Origin of the sequence: Corallococcus sp. AB011P (assembly GCF_003611605.1) — a bacterium.
GTDB lineage: Bacteria > Myxococcota > Myxococcia > Myxococcales > Myxococcaceae > Corallococcus > Corallococcus coralloides.
The window spans coordinates 809,983-825,606 of record NZ_RAVX01000001.1 but is presented as its reverse complement, the minus strand read 5'-3'; the positions used below and the strand labels follow the sequence as shown (position 1 = coordinate 825,606).

The following is a 15,624-nucleotide window of genomic DNA, read 5'->3' as shown; positions in this document are numbered from 1 at the left end:
TTAGCCGCCGAGCTGCGCGCCCACCTGCGCCATCAGCGCCATCACCCGCGCGCGCGTGGGGGCCTGGAGGTCCGGCCGCACCGCGATCGCCTGGAGCATCTGGAACACGGGCGTGCCCCCTTCCAGGTGCTGGGCCGCGACCGCCAGCAGCGCGGGCTCCTCGCCTGGCGCCAGCCCCCCGGCCACCACCCAGGCCCGCAGCTGCTCCAGCGCGCTGGCATCCAGCGGCCGCGTGTTCAGCGCGTCCAGCAGTGCCCGCTGCACGCCCCGGTCCTTCTCCGTCCCCAGCGCGTCCAGGAGCAGCCGCGTGGCCAGCTCCTGCGGGGCGGCGCGCAGCGCGTCCGCCGCCGCGGCCCGCACGTCCGGGGACTCCGCGCGCAGGTGCGGCGGCACCACGTCCATCAGCCGCTCCGCCCGCGTGCCGCCCATCGCTCGCAGCGCGTGCGACCGGGCCTCGTCCCCAGAGGCCTGGGCCACGGCGGTCTCCAGCGTCCGCACCGCGGCGCGCGCCTCCACGGAGTCCGGGTTCAGGTGCGACGACCAGACCCCCAACGCGTATGACGTGGCCCGCTCCACCGGGACGTCGTGCTCCATCCGGGCGCGCTCCAGCAGGCCGTTGATCATCACACCCGTCTCCGGCTCCGGCTTCGTCAGGAACCCCGCGCGCTGCACCATCATCACGTACGCGCCCGCGTGCTCCCGGGCCTCCGTCGACAAAAGCAGCGTGCGCAGCGTGGCCTGCGCCTGCGGGTGGCCCGCGCCCACCAGCAGGTCCAGCATCAATTCGCGCATGCCGGGCTTCGTGCCCGGCTTCAGGAACAGCCGCGCCAGTTCCTGGCAGCGCTTCGGCTCCAGCGTCAGCGCTGCGATGGCCCGCCGCGCGAACACGTCCAGCCCCGCGATGGCCTCCGGACCGCTGGCGTCCTCCAGCGTCTCCAGCAGTTCGTCCACCGTCATCCCGTCCGCCTGGCCGCGCAGCGCCGCCGTCTCCGGATCCATCTCGAAGGCAATCTGCGACGGCGTGCGAATCACCAGCTTCTGCTCGCCCGACGGAGGCAGGGGCTGCATCTCCCGCGACTGGTAGGTCAGCCTCAGGCGCAGCCGCTTGGACAGGAGCACGCGCCCGTCCGTGCCCAGCGCGTCCAGCACCTCGTCCTGGGTGATGGCGACGAGGCGCCCTTCCGCGTCCCGGTCGAAGGTCGTGAGCGAGCCCAGCTCCTGCTTCGCCACCGTCGCCGCGCCCGCCGCGCGCAGGCTCTGGTAGCGCGTCCTGCGGCGCGTCAGCCGCGAGGTGTCTCCGGGCTCGAAGGCGAACGCCGACTCCACGTCGCCCGTCTGCGTGGACTCCGTGGTGGTCCAGGCTGCCGCGTCGCGCAGCTCGGAGGGGAACAGCTCCGCCGCCAGCGTCTGCGCGAACTGGCGGAACAGCGGGGGCTCCGCCTCGGAGAAGCGCACCGCCTGGAGCGCGCCGCGCGCATCCAACTCCAGCCACGCGCTGGCGGTGTCCGGCAGGTGGGCCTGAAGCGCCGCCGCGTCGGGCAGCAGCGCCTGTCCGGAGAGGGTGGCTTCGTGCCGCGCCAGCCGGCGCAGCGTCAGGCGCAGCCGGGTGCCCGTCGCGCGCGTCTCCAGCGCCTGGAGCATCAGCTCGCCATCCAGGTGCAGCACGCCCTCCAGCTCCTGGGCCTTCGTGTCCTGCGCCGGCATGGGCAGCGCCACGCGCGTCAGGTCATCCCAGACGAGGTGGAAGGTGTGCGCCTCGCCCACGCGCCAGCGGAACAGCGGCAGCCGGTGGACGGACTCGGAGGCCTCCACCGTCGCGGCGGACGGAGACGACTCGGACAGCCAGAAGGGCAACGCTCCCAGGCACACCAGGGCACCCAGGCCGGCCACGCCACGAACGAGGGTCGAGCGACGCATGAAACACTCCCGCAAGGAAAAGTCGAAGAAGGTAGGGAACCACTCCCCGGGGCCGTTGAAGGCGGCCCCGGGGTCATGCGAGCGCGGCTAGTAGAGCTGCGCGAGCGGCAGGTAATGCTGGTCGTTGAAGAGCTGCGCGCTGGTGCCGAAGCCCGGCCACGACACGATGGGGAACTCCGCCTTCAGGAAGCCCAGCTCCGCGAACAGGGAGAGCCGGCCGTCCAGCGAGCGCAGCGTGAAGTTCAGGCTGGTGCCCAGCCCCAGGAACAGCGTGTTGGGGTTGGTCGGGTGCGTGGGCGAGCTCAGCGCCACGCCGATGCGGCCCTGGAGCGGCAGCTCGAAGCGCACGATGGTCAGCGTGCCGCGGACACCAATCTGGAGGCCCGGGATGCCGATGGCCAGCGACACGAAGCCGTTGGCGGACGCGTAGGGCCCGATGTTGCCCAGCAGGTCCAGCGTGATGAGGTTGCGCGTGCAGTCACGGCCCATGGCGCCGCCCAGCGAGGCGACGATGCCCACCTCCACGGACAGACCGCCGCTCACCGTCACGGGGATGAACCACACCATGAAGGTGGCGCTCGCCTTGGCCGCGTCCTTGTCCACGAAGGGCTTGCGCTCCACGAAGGTGAAGCGCGCCGGGTAGGACTGGTCGAACGTGAAGACGGGGTTGCCCAGCACGCGCGCGCTCAGCTCCGCCCGGATGGCGGAGGGCTGCGTGGACGCGCGGCCCGTCAGGTAGGCGACCTCCGTGCGCGTCGGGCTGAACACGTTCGCGTAGAGCCCCAGCTCGCTGAAGATGCTGGCGTTGGTGTCGCACCAGTTGCCGTTGAACGCGGAGCCGGGCGTGCTGATTTCCCAGCCGGCGCGCAGCGAATAGCCACCGCCGAAGTTGTTGTCGCCCGCGTAGCCTCCCGCGGAGAAGTCCTGCCCCTGGCGCTTGGTCATGGTGACCGGGTTCGTGGGCGGCTGCTGATTCGCCGCCTGCTGCGCCAGGTACTCCGCCAGGATCCGGGAGTACGCGCTCACCAGCGTCGGGTTGAGCGTGTAGTCCTTCTGGTCCAGGCCCTTGATCTTCAGCCGGTCCGCGTTGCGGATGAAGCTCTCCACGCCGAAGTCATTGCCGGTGACGGTGAGGCACTGGCGCAGGTCCGCCTCGCGGCGGGGCACCATGACCGCGTCCACCATCGCCTTGTAGCGGCGGGGGCTCCAATCACACGCCGTGGTCTTGTCGGTAACGAGGCAGCCCTCGGCGTCCGCCTTCTCCAGCGACGCCTCCAGGGCCTTGTCCAGGCCGTACAGTTGCTCGGCGGTCTTCTCATCCAGCTCCACCGTGCTGAAGTCGCGGCTGCGCAGCATCTCCGACTCGCGCTGCCAGCTGGCATAGGCGGCGTTGCGCCGCTCCAGCAGGGCCGCGAAGGCCTCCTGGCGCTGCTGCGAATCGTTGAGCACGTCGTCGGCGACCTTGCTCAGCGACTTGCTCAGGGCCTGGTGCCACGCGTCCGAGGGCAGCACCGCCTGGCGGGCCTCGGCGTTGTTCGCCTTCAGCGCCGCCTCGGAGGTGAAGACGTAGCCCTTGGTGCCCTTGGGGTACGGCCCCGGCACGAAGCGGAAGTACGCGTTCTTCTCCACGCGCGTCTTGCCGTCCCAGAGGGGCGCCTGCTTCACCCCGTCCTTGCTGAACAGCGTGCGCTCCGCGATGCCCCCGGCGCCGTAGGCCGCGGTGAACAGCGCGCGGAAGTCGTCGCCGAAGCGGCCCGCGTTCTGCTCGAAGCGGCTGAAGTCGTAGTGCTTCTCGTGCACGTACTCCTGGCACGAACGCTCCAGCACGCCGTTGGCGTCCCACGCCTGGCGCTGCTTGTCGTACGCCTGCTCCACCTTGGTGAGGTTCTTGTAGCCCTTGCGCGCCAGCACCTGGCCGCGCTGCACCTGGCCCACGATGGACTCATCCGAACCGGAGAAGAGCGTGTCGAGGACGGCGTTGGGCTGCACGGCCACCGACTCCACGCCGCCGCCCAGGGTGTCGGGCAGCAGCGCGGTGCGCTTGGGCGCGGACGTGTAGCGGGCCTTCCACTCGGACTCCATCAGGCCCTGGCAATACGAGTCGTTCTCCTGGCCGCACGCGGACGCGCGGTAGTCCACGTTGGAGCACTCGGTCAGCGTGGGCTGGAGGCAGGGGGCCGCCAGCGCCTGGGGCGCCGCCAGCGACACGGTGGACAGCAGGGCCCAGCGCACGGGGCGCGGCAGCCGGACGGGGGTTCTGCGCGAACTCATGAAAGCCTCATCTCGGGGAACGCACGGGCCGGCAGGGCCCGGACGCCGCTGCCCTTGAGCACGATGCGTGCCGGGCCCCTTCCCCCCGCGCGTCAGAGGGAACATCGAGGGAGCGCCCACCGCCGTGAGGACACACAGACCACAAACGGCAAGAACCGCCGTTGCCCGGAAGGCAACGACAGACGCCTGGGACCTGGAGCGCGATACACGTTCGACACATGCGTTGGACGCGCCCTCCGCCTGGGCCGGCCCCCGTCGTCACGCGCCGGGCGGATCCCCCTCGGCCCCCCGCCGGGCGGCCGGACGGACCACCCGGGCTGATGGGGTCCATGCCCAGGGGTGAATCCCGGCTGCTTTCGCCCTTCCGGCCCTCCCGGATTTGTGGTGTGAACCGGGCCCATGGCGAACACGCGCACTGTGACGGTCATCAACGGCGACGGCATTGGTCCCGAGGTTTCGGCGGCCACCATCCGCGTCCTGGAAGCCCTCAAGGTCCCCCTGGAGTTCGAGTTCAAGGACGCGGGCACGGAGGTGGTGGCCAAGTTCGGCACCAACCTGCCCCACGAGACGGTGGAGGCCGTGCTCCGCAGCGGCGTGGCGCTCAAGGGCCCCACCGGCACCGTCGTGGGCGGCGGCCTGCCCTCCGCGAACGTGGGCCTGCGCAAGCGGCTGGACCTGTACTCGTCCCTGCGCCCGGTGAAGAGCGTCCCCAACGTCAAGACGCGCTACGAGAACGTCGACCTGGTCGTCGTGCGTGAGAACACCGAGGACCTCTACGCGGGCCTGGAGCACATCGTGGTGCCGGGCGTCGTGGAGGCCATCAAGGTCATCACGGAGAAGGCGTCCACGCGCATCGCCCGCTTCGCCTTCGAGTACGCCAAGAAGAACGGCCGCAAGAAGGTGTCCGCCATCCACAAGGCGAACATCATGAAGCTGTCGGACGGCCTCTTCCTGGACTGCTGCCGCAAGGTCAGCCGCGAGTTCCCGGAGGTCGCCTACGACGAGGTCATCGTCGACAACCTCTGCATGCAGCTGGTGAAGGACCCGACCCGCTTCGACGTGATGGTGCTGGAGAACCTGTACGGCGACATCGTCAGCGACCTGTGCGCGGGCCTGGTGGGCGGCCTGGGCATGGTGCCGGGCGCCAACATCGGCGAGCGCACCGCCGTCTTCGAGGCCGTGCACGGCACCGCCCCGGACATCGCGGGCAAGGGCATCGCGAACCCCACCGCGCTGATGATGTCCGCGGTGATGATGCTGGAGTGGCTGGACCTGCGTGAGGCGTCCCAGCGCATGGCCAACGCCATCCAGAAGGTCTATGGCAGCGAGTCGAAGGTGCGCACCGGCGACCTGGGCGGCAGCGCCACCACGCGCGAGTTCACCGACGCCATCATCGCCGCGCTGTAGTCCTCGACGCGCGGCGCATCACCGCTTCAAAAGCCAAAGGGGGCGGGAGGATTTCCTCCGCCCCCTTCGTGCTTTTCAGCCGACGGTGACCTTGCGGACGCCCCGCGCTTCCAGGAGCGCGGGGAGCCGTTCGCGCTGGTCGCCCTGCAACACCAGCGCGTCCTCCTCCACCACGCCACCGCAGCCCAGGCCGTTCTTGAGCGCCTTGAGCCAGGTGTCCAGCTGGGCGGCGGGCAGCCCCAGCTGCTCCACCACCGTCACCTCCTTGCCGCCCCGGCCCTTGCGCTCCATGCGCACCACGGCGCGCGCGGGCCCCTTCGGCTCCGGCTTCTCCCGGGGAGGGGGCGGAGGAGGCCCCGAGGGCAGCGCGTCCCGCTGCGCGGACAGGGCGGCGAAGGGGTTGTTGAAGGGCCCCGGCGGCGGGGCCTCGTCCTTCTTGTCGCGCTTGCCCATGGCGTCCTTTGTGTTGCTGTCCCGTTACGGGTGGGCGTGGCCCTCGTGGCCGGGGGCGCCGGTGCCCCGCGCGCGCGGAGGCGGCAGGGCGCTGAAGGCGGGGGCGTCGGGGTTGCCGCTCGCCAGCACCAGCGCGTAGATGAGCGGCGCGGACGGCGGCACCTCGCGGCCGTTCACCAGCACCAGCGGCGTGCCCTGGATGTTGAAGCGCATGGCGTACTCGACATCCTGGCGCAGCTTCCCGATGGTCTCCGGCGACGTCATGCACCCCTCCAGCTGCGGGCGCGCCACGGAGCCGGAGCTGGCGATCTCCATCACCTTGTCGGTGTCCAGGAAGGCCTGCGCGGCGAAGAGCTTCTCGCGCAGCGTCCAGAAGTCCTTCGCGCCCTCCAGGCACACCGTGGCCCGGGCCGCGGCGCAGCGCACGCTGAGCGCGTCAGGACCGCGGTTGGGGATGGCCGGGTTGCACTGGCCATCCAGCGGGAACTGCCGCGCCTCCACGGACAGCATGCCCTTGGGGGCGTGCTGCTTGATGAGGGCCAGCTCCTCCACCAACGACTTGCAGTGGGGGCACTTGCTGTCCGTCCACTCCAGCACCTTCACGGGCGCGTCCGCCGGGCCGTAGAGGGCGCGCGGCGGATAGGCCGCGAGCTTCGGCGTGCCCGACCGGTACATGGCCAGCGAGTCCGACAGGAACTGCTTCTGGTCCTGCGGCAGGCTGGCGATGAACTCAGGCAGCGTGGTCGGCGGCGCGGGCGGGGGCGGCGGCATGCCCGAGTTGGAGCCGGACGTGTTCTGCGCCTGCGTGGAGGCCACCGGCGGCAGGAAGGCGCCGGCCTTCGGCGCGTGCGGCGTGGCCCGGCCGGGCATCAGCATGGCCACGAAGGCGACGGCGGAGATGCCCACGGTCCACTGGAGCGTGCCGCCCCACTCGCCCGCCTGGGGCAGCAGGGGTCCGGGCAGGCCGCGCCACGCCACGCCCGCGAACGCGAGCACCAGCACGTAGGTGCCCAGACACGTGGGGCACACCACGCCCACGCTCGCGCTGACGCTGGCGAAGACGGCGACGGAGACAACACCCGCGAGCGCCAGCAGGCGCAGGCCACTGGCCGCCGGACGCACCGAGCGGCCCGCCTTCGCCCACGCGAGGTACAGCGCGGCGAGGCCCACGGCGGAGAGGCCCCACACGAGCCCCAGGCCCGCGATGGGGATGCCCAGGGTGTCGTGCACGGCGCTTGCGAAGTCCGAGTTCCAGACGGTCTCGCAGTTGACGTGCTCGTTGATGCCGCAGCTGGTGGCGCCACCGGCGCGCAGCGTGAGCAGCTCCATCCATTGATAGACGGCGAGCGCACTGGTGAGGAGGCCCAGCACCAGCAGCGCGAGTGCGCCACGGGTGGGAACGGGTGCGGCCGGGGTCGGGGCCTTCTTGCTCATGCGTGCTCCGGAGGCGGGGTCATCAGGACGAGGAGGCGGGCATTGTCCGGGCCGTCATTGACGACGCCGTGTTCGGTGCCCGCGGGGGCGAAAAGGGTGGAACCGGGGCCATGCGCCGCTTCCTCGTCGCCGATGCGGAAGCGGCAGCTCCCCTCCAGCACGAGGTACACCTTGTCGGACGTGGCATGCCGGTGGGGCTTCTGCGCCTGGCCCGGGGCCAGGCAGTAGACGTCGAGGAAGAAGCGACCCGACTGGAAGACGGTGTGCTTCTGGAGCTTCTCTAAAGAGAAGCCCTGGAAGGCCGAAAGCTGCTTCACATCCATCGTGGCATCCGCTCCTGCGCCTCTATATAGCGACGGGCATGGAACCGCTGACGCTGCATTTTGTTCACGAGCAGGTAGGTGCCCGCTTCATTTCGGTGGGCGGCCGCGAGGTCGTGGCCGGGTATGGAGACGTGGGCGCGGAGTATGGCGCGGCCCGTGACGCAGTGGCACTGCACGATGCGTCCTACCGCGAAATCCTCCGGATAACGGGGGAGGATCGCGCCTCCTTCCTCCACGGCATGGTCACCCAGGAGGTGAAGAACCTCCCGGTGGGCTCGGCCGCCTATGCCGCCTTCCTCACGGTGAAGGGCGCCATGGTGGGAGATGCGCGCATCCTCAAGCGGGAGGACGACCTCCTGCTGGACCTGGAGCCCGGCCTGGGCGCCAAGGTGCGGGAGTTCCTGGACAAATACCTCATCTCCGAGGACGCGGAGCTGCACGACGGCACCCCGGACCAGGGCTGGCTCAAGCTGCTCGGCCCCCGGACGGCCCAGGTGCTGGCCGCCGTCCCGGGCGGTCCCCTGGAGCTTCCAGCGCCCCTGTCCAGCCGGAAGGCCACCCTCGCCGGGCAGGAGGTGTGGTTGCTGGGGACGGCGCTGCCGGGTGGGCTGTCCGGCGTGGACGTGCTGGTGCCGCGCGCGGGCCTGGAGGCGGTGTGGGCGGCGCTGGTCCAGGCGGGCGGGGCGCACGGGCTGAAGCCGCTGGGGTTCGACGCGCTGGAGCTGGTGCGGGTGGAGGCGGGGGTGCCGCGCTACGGGCAGGACATGGTGGACACGACCATCCCCCTGGAGGCGAACCTCACCCACGCCATCTCCTACAACAAGGGGTGCTACATCGGGCAGGAGGTCATCGCCCGGGCCACCTTCCGCGGGCAGATGAACCGCAAGCTGGCGGGGCTGCTGCTGGGGGAGAAGGACGTGGCGCCCGGCACGGAGCTGCGCCGCGGGGAGAAGAAGGTGGGCTGGGTCACGAGCGTGGTGACGTCCCCGGTGAAGGGCCAGCGGGTGGCGCTGGGCTACGTGCACCGCGACTCGCTGGAGCCGGGCACGGAGCTGACGCTGGGCGAAGGCGCGGGCACCGTCACGGTGGCCGCGCTGCCCTTCACGGCCTCGTAGCCTGGGACAGCGCCTGTCGCACCGCCGCGCGCACGGGCGCGGGCACCTCATCTCCTGGAATGCGCCGGCACAGGGACACCGTGCGCTTGAGCGAGTCGCACGTGTCGGTACAGCGAGGGCAGCGCGACAGATGGTCCTCGAGACGCACGCAGGTGGCCTGGTCCACCTCCTGTGCGACGAACTCGGAGAGTTCCTGCGCCAGCTCCGGGCACGCCGGGGCCTGCCCCTGGGCGCCCTCCCCCATCAGCGTGGAGAGGTGTTCGCGCACCTGGAGCCGCGCGCGGTGCAGCCGGCTCTTGAGCGCCCGCACCTCGATACCCACCACCTTCGCCGCCTCCTCCGCGGAGAGGTCCTCCACGTCCCGGAGGATGAGCACCTCCCGGTGGGCCTCCGGCAGCGCGAGGATGGCCGCCTGCAACACCTCTCCCATCTGCCGCGCCAGGGAGACCTTATCCGGGGTGGCTTCCTCCGCGGCGACGTGGGTGGCCGCGGGAGAGTCCAGGGGCTGGAACTCCTCGGGCGCTCCCACGCGCCTGCGGCGCAGGCGGTGGCAGTGCGTGCGGGCCAGCTGATACAGCCACGTGGACAGCTCCGCGTCGCCCCGGAACGCGTGGATGCCCCGGAAGGCCGCGAGCAGCGTCTCCTGGAGCACCTCCTTGGCGTCCTCCTCCGAGCCGCACATGCGCAGGCCGAAGCGGTACACCTGTTTCTCGTGGCGGGCGAGGACCGCCTCCAACGCCTTGCTGTCGCCAGCGCGCGCGGCCTCCATCAGCGGATCATCGGTTCGCGTCGCCATCACCCGGTCGCCTCCTCCACATGTCACCATCACGGCCGAGACGGAGACCGCTCGGTCGTCAGGAGGCCGTCCTGGCCATCCTCATGAGGATGCATAGCGGGAACCAGGCGCCGGTGCTGAAGGGACACGCCGAGCGGGTCCATGGGTGCGAGGAACTCCGCATGTGATGGATGATGGTCCCTAGTAGCGGATGACCTGATAGCCCTCGGCCACCAGGCGCGAGAGCTCCGCCACGCCGTTGTCCACCACCTCCGCCTCCGGCTGGAGCTTCTTCGGGTCGATGTCGAACTTCGCGAGCGCGTGGCCGCAGGCCACCAGCCGGACGCCCGCGGCCTTCGCGGCCTGGGCCTCCTTGCGAACCTCCTCCGGAACGGCCTTGACCGTCGGATCCAACGCCACCACCGCACGGCCGTAGCTCAGCCACACCACGTCCGACAGGTAGCCGGACTCCCTGGCCGTCTTCGCGTGCCGGAAGGAGCTGGAGAGCGTGCCGAGGTCCTCCAGGCCCGTGGTGGACACGAAGACGAGCTTGCCCTGGTGCGCGGGCAGCTTCTTCCCGGTGGCCTGGGACGGCGCCGTGGCGATGGCGGCGAGAGGGACGATGACGAGCGCGGCGAGGACGAGCAGCAGGTTGCGATTCATTCGAGGGACTCCGCTTCGGGGCTGGTTGAAAAGAGGCTCACTGCACCTGCTGGGTGCGCAGCACGGGCGGGAGGTCCTCGCCCACGGCGCGCCCTTGCAGCGCGTCGTTCAGACGCGGCTTGCCGGCGAGGAAACGGCGCACCGCCTCGTGCGCATCGATGTCCAGGACGTGCGGCTCCTGGACGCCGGGAATCCGGCACACCATGTCGGGGGCATCGCCCTCACGCTCGCAGGCCGTCACGGTGTAGAGGCGGTCGTCCTCCACCGGCCTGCCGCTGACTTCGATTGCCAGCAGGCGATTGCCCTTGGGTGCATCGGCCCGGAAGCGCAGCGTCATCCCCGAGGGACGCGGCAGCCATCCGCCAAAGCGCTTCTCCGGATCCTTCGCGAAGACGTTCTCCAGCTCCTGCTCCCAGAAGGCGCGAAGCTGGCGGCCACTCACCTTGCCTGTCTTCAGCTTGTTGACGATGGGGAAGAGGTTCCACAGGTCCGCCTCGCGCACCGGCCCGGGAAGCAGCGGCGTGCCGAAGCGGAAGCCGTTGGAGAGGCCAATCTCCGTCCCTCCGGCGGCGCGGATGGCGTCGGCCAACACGTTGTCGAGCGGGTTCTCCACCACCGCGTAGCGCGCGAGCGTGACGTCGGTGTGGCCCACCGGCGCTGACAGCTTCGCCTCGTGCGGAGCGAGGGCGGCGTCCACCAGCCGGGCCACCTTCGGGTCCTCCGGGAAGCGCGAGGCGGTCAGCTCGATGAGCTCCCAGCGGCGGTCCACCACCCGGCCCTCTTCCACCCACACGTCCAGCCGCCCGAGGAAGGAGCCGAAGGCGCCGGGCTCCACCACCCAGCTCCCGGCCTGCGCAATCGGCGCATAGGTGCGCTCGTGCGTGTCCCCCGACAGGTGGACATCCACCCCGGGCACCTTGCCAGCGAGCCCCACCGCCTTGGCGAGCCCCACGTGCGTCATCAACAGCACCACCTGGGCCCCTTCGCGCTCGCGCACCTCGCGCACGAGCGCCGGCAGTTCCTCCGGGCCGTCGTAGCGCAGGCCCTGGCTGTAGCCGGGAGGCTGGCGGCGCGGGACATCCGGATCCGTGAAGCCGACGACGGCCACCTTCACCCCGCCCACCTCCTTCACGAAGTACGGCGGGAAGAGGCGCTCGCCGCTCGCCGCGTCGCGCAGGTTGGCGGCGACGAGTGGATGCTTCAGCTCGCGGGCGCGCTGGCGCAGCACCTGGGGGCCGTACACCACCTCCCAGTTGCCAGGCACCGCGGCGTCCAGCCCGAGCGCGTTGAGCGGCTCGATGAGGGCGCCGCCCTCGGTGAGCGCCGCCGCGCCCGAGCCCTGAATCGTGTCACCGGCATCGAGCACCAGCACGTCACCGCCGCGCTCGGCGCGGATCCGCTGGATGGCGGCGGCCACGCGGGCGAAGCCGCCGGCCTCTTCGATGCGCTCCTTCCCTTCGTGCCAGAACAGCTCGGGGTGGGCGCGCAGCTGCGCGTGCAGATCCGCCACGTAGAGGACGGTGAGCTGCTTGCGCTGGGACGAAACGCTGTCGGCCGACAGGGTGATGGATCCCGGCCGCGTCAGGGTACAGCCGGAGCCCAGGCCGCCCAGCGAGAACAGCGCGCCGAGCAGGGAGAGGAGAGACAGCATCATCATGAAGCACCTTGAGGAAGAGGGACTGCGGAGGGGACACGAGGTGTGCCGCGCGAAGTTCCCGCGGCGCCCCGACCGCTCCCATCCCATCACTCCCAGGCCGACATGGGGCCCAGGTTGAAGACGTCCTGGAATCCACGCTCCTTCAGGAGGAGCTCGGCGCGGCTGCTGCGCGCGCCACTGCGGCAGTAGAGGACGAGGGGCTTCTCCGGCGAGCCGAGCTCGGCGAGCCGCTGGGGCAGCTCATCCACGGGGATGTTCACCGCCCCGGGAAGGTGCCCGGCGGCGAACTCCTCCGGCGTGCGGACATCCACCAGCGTGGCGCCCGCCTCCACCCGCTGGTGGGCCTCGGCCCCGGCGGAGCGCTGGTGCGCACAGGAGACGAGGAACGGACCGGCGAACAGGGCAGCGACGACGAGAACGGACTTCATGGAGCGGCTCCAACCGGGCCCAGAGGCCCGCTGGGCCCTGGGGAACGGGGTACAGCGGGGTGGAACGTCAGAATGCCCGCGAGGAAGCTGCCGGAGAGGCCGGGACTCATGCCCCGAGGACACGGCCGGGAAGCTCGAAAGTTCCCGGCCTCGCGACCTCAAGGCGCCAGACGGGCCAGGGCGTCGACGAGCACCGGCTGCTCCAGCTCGGAGACGGCGAGCGCGGCCTGCCCGCCCCCGCGCGGCGCCACGCAGATGCGCTCACCGATGGGGCCCTGCGTGCAGCGCGTCTGCTCTCCGGCGAAGCTCACCGCCTCCCGCGCCGCGGGGGAGCCCGGCGGCGGCAGGAAGAGCGTCATCGCCGTGCCCCCCTCGTGCCGGTACAGCAGCGAGGCGGAGAGCTGTCCATGCAGCCGGCAGCGGCGGGCCCCCAGCAGCGTCGCGCCGGGCACCACCGGTACGTCGACCGCATAGCCCACCTCCCGGGCCACCCAGGCCTTCACCGCGGCCGGATCCGAGGACTCGAACTCGCAGGGAGTGGCGCGCGAGAAGGCCTTGAGGTGGTGCCGCTCGAGGTCCATCGCCAGCGCGTCGTTCATGCCACCGGGCCACGACGTCCAGAGGATGCCCACGGACGCGACCGCCGCGGCCAGGCCCACCGTCCACCGTCGCCGGAAGGCGGGGCGGGAGCGCGGAGCCAGGCGGGAGACACGCGCCCTCAGCTCGGGCGGCACGTGCGTCTCCGTGGCGGCCTGGGCCTTCAGCGCCTCGCGCAGCGAGGCATAGCGGGCCGCCTCCCGGGCACAGCCCACGCATCGGGCCAGGTGCTGCTCCACGGCCTGCCGCTCGTGCGCCGGGCCCTCCCCATCGAACCACGCGGAGAGACGTTCCTGCCACGCCGGGCTACAGGCTTCCATGTGACTTCTCCTTCTCCAGGAGGTCGAGCATCGCCCCCCGGGCCCGCGCGAGGCGCGAGCGCACGGTGCCCACCGGACAGCCCTGGACCTGGGCGATCTCCTCGTAACTCAGCTCTTCGACTTCGCGCAGCCACAGCGCATCCCGCCACTCGGGGGCCAGCGACTCCAGCGCCGCCTTCATGCCCGAGCTGAGCGTGTGGGCGTGCAGTTCCGCCTCCAGGTCCGCGGAAGGCTCGGGAGCGGCCTCCTTCCCCAGACCACCCTCCAGCACCTCCAGCCGGGGGCGCAGGCCCCGCCGGGAGTTGAGGAAGACAGCGCGCTGGACGGCGAGCAGCCATCCCTTGAGCCGCTCCGGGTCGCGCAGCTCGTCGTGCCGCTCCAGCGCGCGCGCCACCGTCTCCTGCACCAGGTCATCCGCCTCGGCGGTGCTGCCCGTCAGTCGGCGGCCCACCCGTCGAAGGGCTGGCAGGTGCTCCAGGGCACGTTCAATGAAGGACCGGCTGCTCACGTTTCCTCAGGACACGGTGGCGGCCGCGAAAAGTTCCCGAGGGGCTACGGAGTGGGCGATGCGCCCGGGACCGGAGTCCCCGCGCTCGCGCTCCGTCGCGCCTGCAGCACCTGGGCGAGGGCCATGCCGGCGAACATGGCGGGCACGAAGACGAGCAACTGCGTCGCGCCGGTGGCGAGCGAGGTGAGCGCGGGGCCGGGGCAGTAGCCGCCGAGCCCCCAGCCCACTCCGAAGAGGCCCGCGCCCACGAGGAGCCCGCGGTCCACCCTGCTGGCGGAGAACGAGGGGAACTTCGCGGCGAACAGGGGCCGCTCACGTCCGAGGATGAGGGGCCGCAGCGCCGCGTGCACGGCGATGGCGCCGCCCATCACGAACGCGAGCCGGTAATCCCAATGCCCCGCGATGTCGAGGAAGCCGAGGACGTTGGCCGGGTCCGTCATGCCGCTGATGCCCAGGCCGATGGCGAAGAGGAGGCCGCTGAGAAACGCACTGATGTTTGAACGCATGGAGGGCTTTCCCTAGAGGACGTGGCGGACCAGGAAGACGGTGAGGACACCGGTGGCCATGAAGGTGAGCGTGGCCGCGATGGAGCGGGCCGAACCGCGGCTGATGCCGCAGACGCCGTGCCCGCTGGTGCAGCCATTGCCCAGCCGCGAGCCGAACCCCACCAGCAGTCCGGCCCCCACCAGCAGCCAGGCGCCGCCCGCGCTCAAGGACGTGGGGGCCGGGAAGGAGCCAGGGCGCAGCCACGCCAGCAGCAGGCCCCCGGAGAGCAGCCCGGCGAGGAAGAGCACGCGCCAGGCGACATCCCCGCGCACGGGGGCCAGCAGCGAGCCCACCACGCCGCTGATGCCGGCGACCCGGCCATTGGCCAATAGGAGCAAGGAGGCACTCAGGCCGATGAGCGCCCCACCCAGGAGGGGAGGGAGGAGGGAGGAGATCATGTCCCGTGAGAGCCAGATTCGAAGGTGGAGGATTCCGCCAGGGGAAGGCCCTGAATCCTTTTGCCTGACCGCTGGCTCTCAAGGACAGGAGGCTTCGACATGATTTTCCGCCAGCTTTTCGACTCAGAGTCCTCGACCTACACCTATCTCCTCGGCGACGAGTCCACGCGGCAGGCCGTCCTCATCGACCCTGTCATCGAGCAGGTCGACCGGGATCTGAAACTGGTGGGCGAGCTGGGCCTCACCCTCACCCACGTCTTCGATACCCACGTGCACGCGGACCACGTCACCGCGTCCGGAGTGCTGCGCGAGCGCACGCAGGCCACGGTGGTGGGGGGCAAGGGAGGAGCCGCCTGCGCCAACGTCCAGGTGGGCCACGGAGACGAGGTGCGCGTCGGGCAGCTCGTCTTCCAGGTGCTCGCCACCCCGGGCCATACGGACGACAGCGTCAGCTACCTGCTGGGCGACCGCGTCTTCACCGGGGACGCGCTGCTCGTGCGAGGCAACGGCCGCACCGACTTCCAGAACGGGAACGCGAGCCAGCTCTACGACAGCCTCACCCGCGTCCTCTTCCGCCTGCCGGATGAAACGCTCGTCTACCCCGCGCACGACTACCACGGTCACATGGCGACGAGCATCGGCGAGGAGAAGCGGCACAACCCGCGCGTCGCGGGCAGGAGCCGGGAGGAGTTCATCGAGGTGATGAACAACCTCCACCTGCCCAAGCCCAAGAAGATCGACGTCGCCGTCCCAGCCAACCGCGCCTGTGGGCGCACGGCGCCTTCACCGCAGGGGGCCTGAAGTCCCCTGCC

16 protein-coding genes are annotated in these 15,624 nt (G+C 71.1%); 3 read left to right on the top strand and 13 right to left on the bottom strand.

Going from position 1 to position 15,624, the window contains the following annotated elements:
- Positions 1-1,917, bottom strand: coding sequence for a HEAT repeat domain-containing protein (locus D7X30_RS03535; protein ID WP_120561380.1), 1,917 nt, complete (start codon positions 1,915-1,917; stop codon positions 1-3).
- Between the two features lie 87 nt (positions 1,918-2,004).
- Entirely contained in the window at positions 2,005-4,188 is a 2,184-nt protein-coding gene (locus D7X30_RS03530; protein ID WP_120561379.1) for a hypothetical protein, read from the bottom strand.
- A gap of 399 nt (positions 4,189-4,587) precedes the next feature.
- Here D7X30_RS03530 and D7X30_RS03525 point away from each other — a divergent pair, with 399 nt between their 5' ends.
- Positions 4,588-5,595 carry an isocitrate/isopropylmalate dehydrogenase family protein gene (locus D7X30_RS03525; RefSeq protein ID WP_120561378.1) on the top strand — a complete coding sequence of 336 codons (1,008 nt, stop codon included), beginning with the start codon at positions 4,588-4,590 and terminating at the stop codon, positions 5,593-5,595.
- Between the two features lie 75 nt (positions 5,596-5,670).
- Here the strand turns inward: D7X30_RS03525 and D7X30_RS03520 are convergent, their stop codons facing one another.
- From D7X30_RS03520 to D7X30_RS03510, 3 genes are read right to left on the bottom strand one after another with little or no spacing between them, the layout of a single operon-like run.
- Positions 5,671-6,048 carry a translation initiation factor gene (locus tag D7X30_RS03520; protein WP_120561377.1) on the bottom strand — a complete coding sequence of 126 codons (378 nt, stop codon included), beginning with the start codon at positions 6,046-6,048 and terminating at the stop codon, positions 5,671-5,673.
- Between the two features lie 24 nt (positions 6,049-6,072).
- Positions 6,073-7,482 (bottom strand): vitamin K epoxide reductase family protein, encoded by a 1,410-nt coding sequence (locus tag D7X30_RS03515; protein ID WP_120561376.1) that lies wholly within the window; start codon positions 7,480-7,482, stop codon positions 6,073-6,075.
- Complete coding sequence (locus D7X30_RS03510; RefSeq protein WP_014399741.1) at positions 7,479-7,805, bottom strand: cupin domain-containing protein; 327 nt, start codon at positions 7,803-7,805, stop codon at positions 7,479-7,481. The genes D7X30_RS03515 and D7X30_RS03510 overlap by 4 nt, the downstream gene beginning before the upstream one ends.
- 38 nt (positions 7,806-7,843) lie before the next feature.
- Here D7X30_RS03510 and D7X30_RS03505 point away from each other — a divergent pair, with 38 nt between their 5' ends.
- The gene (locus D7X30_RS03505; protein WP_120561375.1) at positions 7,844-8,920 is read left to right on the top strand and encodes a folate-binding protein YgfZ; all 1,077 of its coding nucleotides are present in this window, start codon (positions 7,844-7,846) and stop codon (positions 8,918-8,920) included.
- On the opposite strand, the gene D7X30_RS03500 is transcribed toward D7X30_RS03505, so the two are convergent.
- The 8 genes from D7X30_RS03500 to D7X30_RS03465 form a co-directional block, all read right to left on the bottom strand.
- Positions 8,907-9,716 (bottom strand): sigma-70 family RNA polymerase sigma factor, encoded by an 810-nt coding sequence (locus D7X30_RS03500; RefSeq protein ID WP_120561374.1) that lies wholly within the window; start codon positions 9,714-9,716, stop codon positions 8,907-8,909. The genes D7X30_RS03505 and D7X30_RS03500 overlap by 14 nt on opposite strands.
- Positions 9,717-9,896: 180 nt before the next feature.
- Positions 9,897-10,358 carry a DsrE family protein gene (locus tag D7X30_RS03495; protein ID WP_120561373.1) on the bottom strand — a complete coding sequence of 154 codons (462 nt, stop codon included), beginning with the start codon at positions 10,356-10,358 and terminating at the stop codon, positions 9,897-9,899.
- A 37-nt stretch (positions 10,359-10,395) separates the two neighbouring features.
- A complete protein-coding gene (locus D7X30_RS03490) occupies positions 10,396-12,015 on the bottom strand; it encodes a bifunctional UDP-sugar hydrolase/5'-nucleotidase (protein ID WP_233591354.1) in 1,620 nt (539 codons plus the stop codon).
- 86 nt (positions 12,016-12,101) lie between these two features.
- Positions 12,102-12,443, bottom strand: a complete 342-nt coding sequence (locus D7X30_RS03485) for a rhodanese-like domain-containing protein (RefSeq protein ID WP_120561371.1) — start codon at positions 12,441-12,443, stop codon at positions 12,102-12,104.
- Positions 12,444-12,601: 158 nt separating this feature from the next.
- Entirely contained in the window at positions 12,602-13,360 is a 759-nt protein-coding gene (locus tag D7X30_RS03480; protein WP_120561370.1) for an anti-sigma factor, read from the bottom strand.
- Positions 13,347-13,868 (bottom strand): RNA polymerase sigma factor, encoded by a 522-nt coding sequence (locus tag D7X30_RS03475; protein WP_120561369.1) that lies wholly within the window; start codon positions 13,866-13,868, stop codon positions 13,347-13,349. Before D7X30_RS03475 ends, D7X30_RS03480 begins: the two co-directional genes overlap by 14 nt.
- A 44-nt stretch (positions 13,869-13,912) precedes the next feature.
- Positions 13,913-14,374: a DUF6691 family protein gene (locus D7X30_RS03470; RefSeq protein WP_120561368.1), complete on the bottom strand. Its 462-nt coding sequence runs from the start codon at positions 14,372-14,374 to the stop codon at positions 13,913-13,915.
- Between the two features lie 12 nt (positions 14,375-14,386).
- Positions 14,387-14,812, bottom strand: coding sequence for a YeeE/YedE family protein (locus tag D7X30_RS03465; protein ID WP_120561367.1), 426 nt, complete (start codon positions 14,810-14,812; stop codon positions 14,387-14,389).
- Positions 14,813-14,911: 99 nt separating this feature from the next.
- Here D7X30_RS03465 and D7X30_RS03460 point away from each other — a divergent pair, with 99 nt between their 5' ends.
- A complete protein-coding gene (locus D7X30_RS03460) occupies positions 14,912-15,613 on the top strand; it encodes an MBL fold metallo-hydrolase (RefSeq protein WP_120561366.1) in 702 nt (233 codons plus the stop codon).
- Positions 15,614-15,624: the final 11 nt, after the last annotated feature.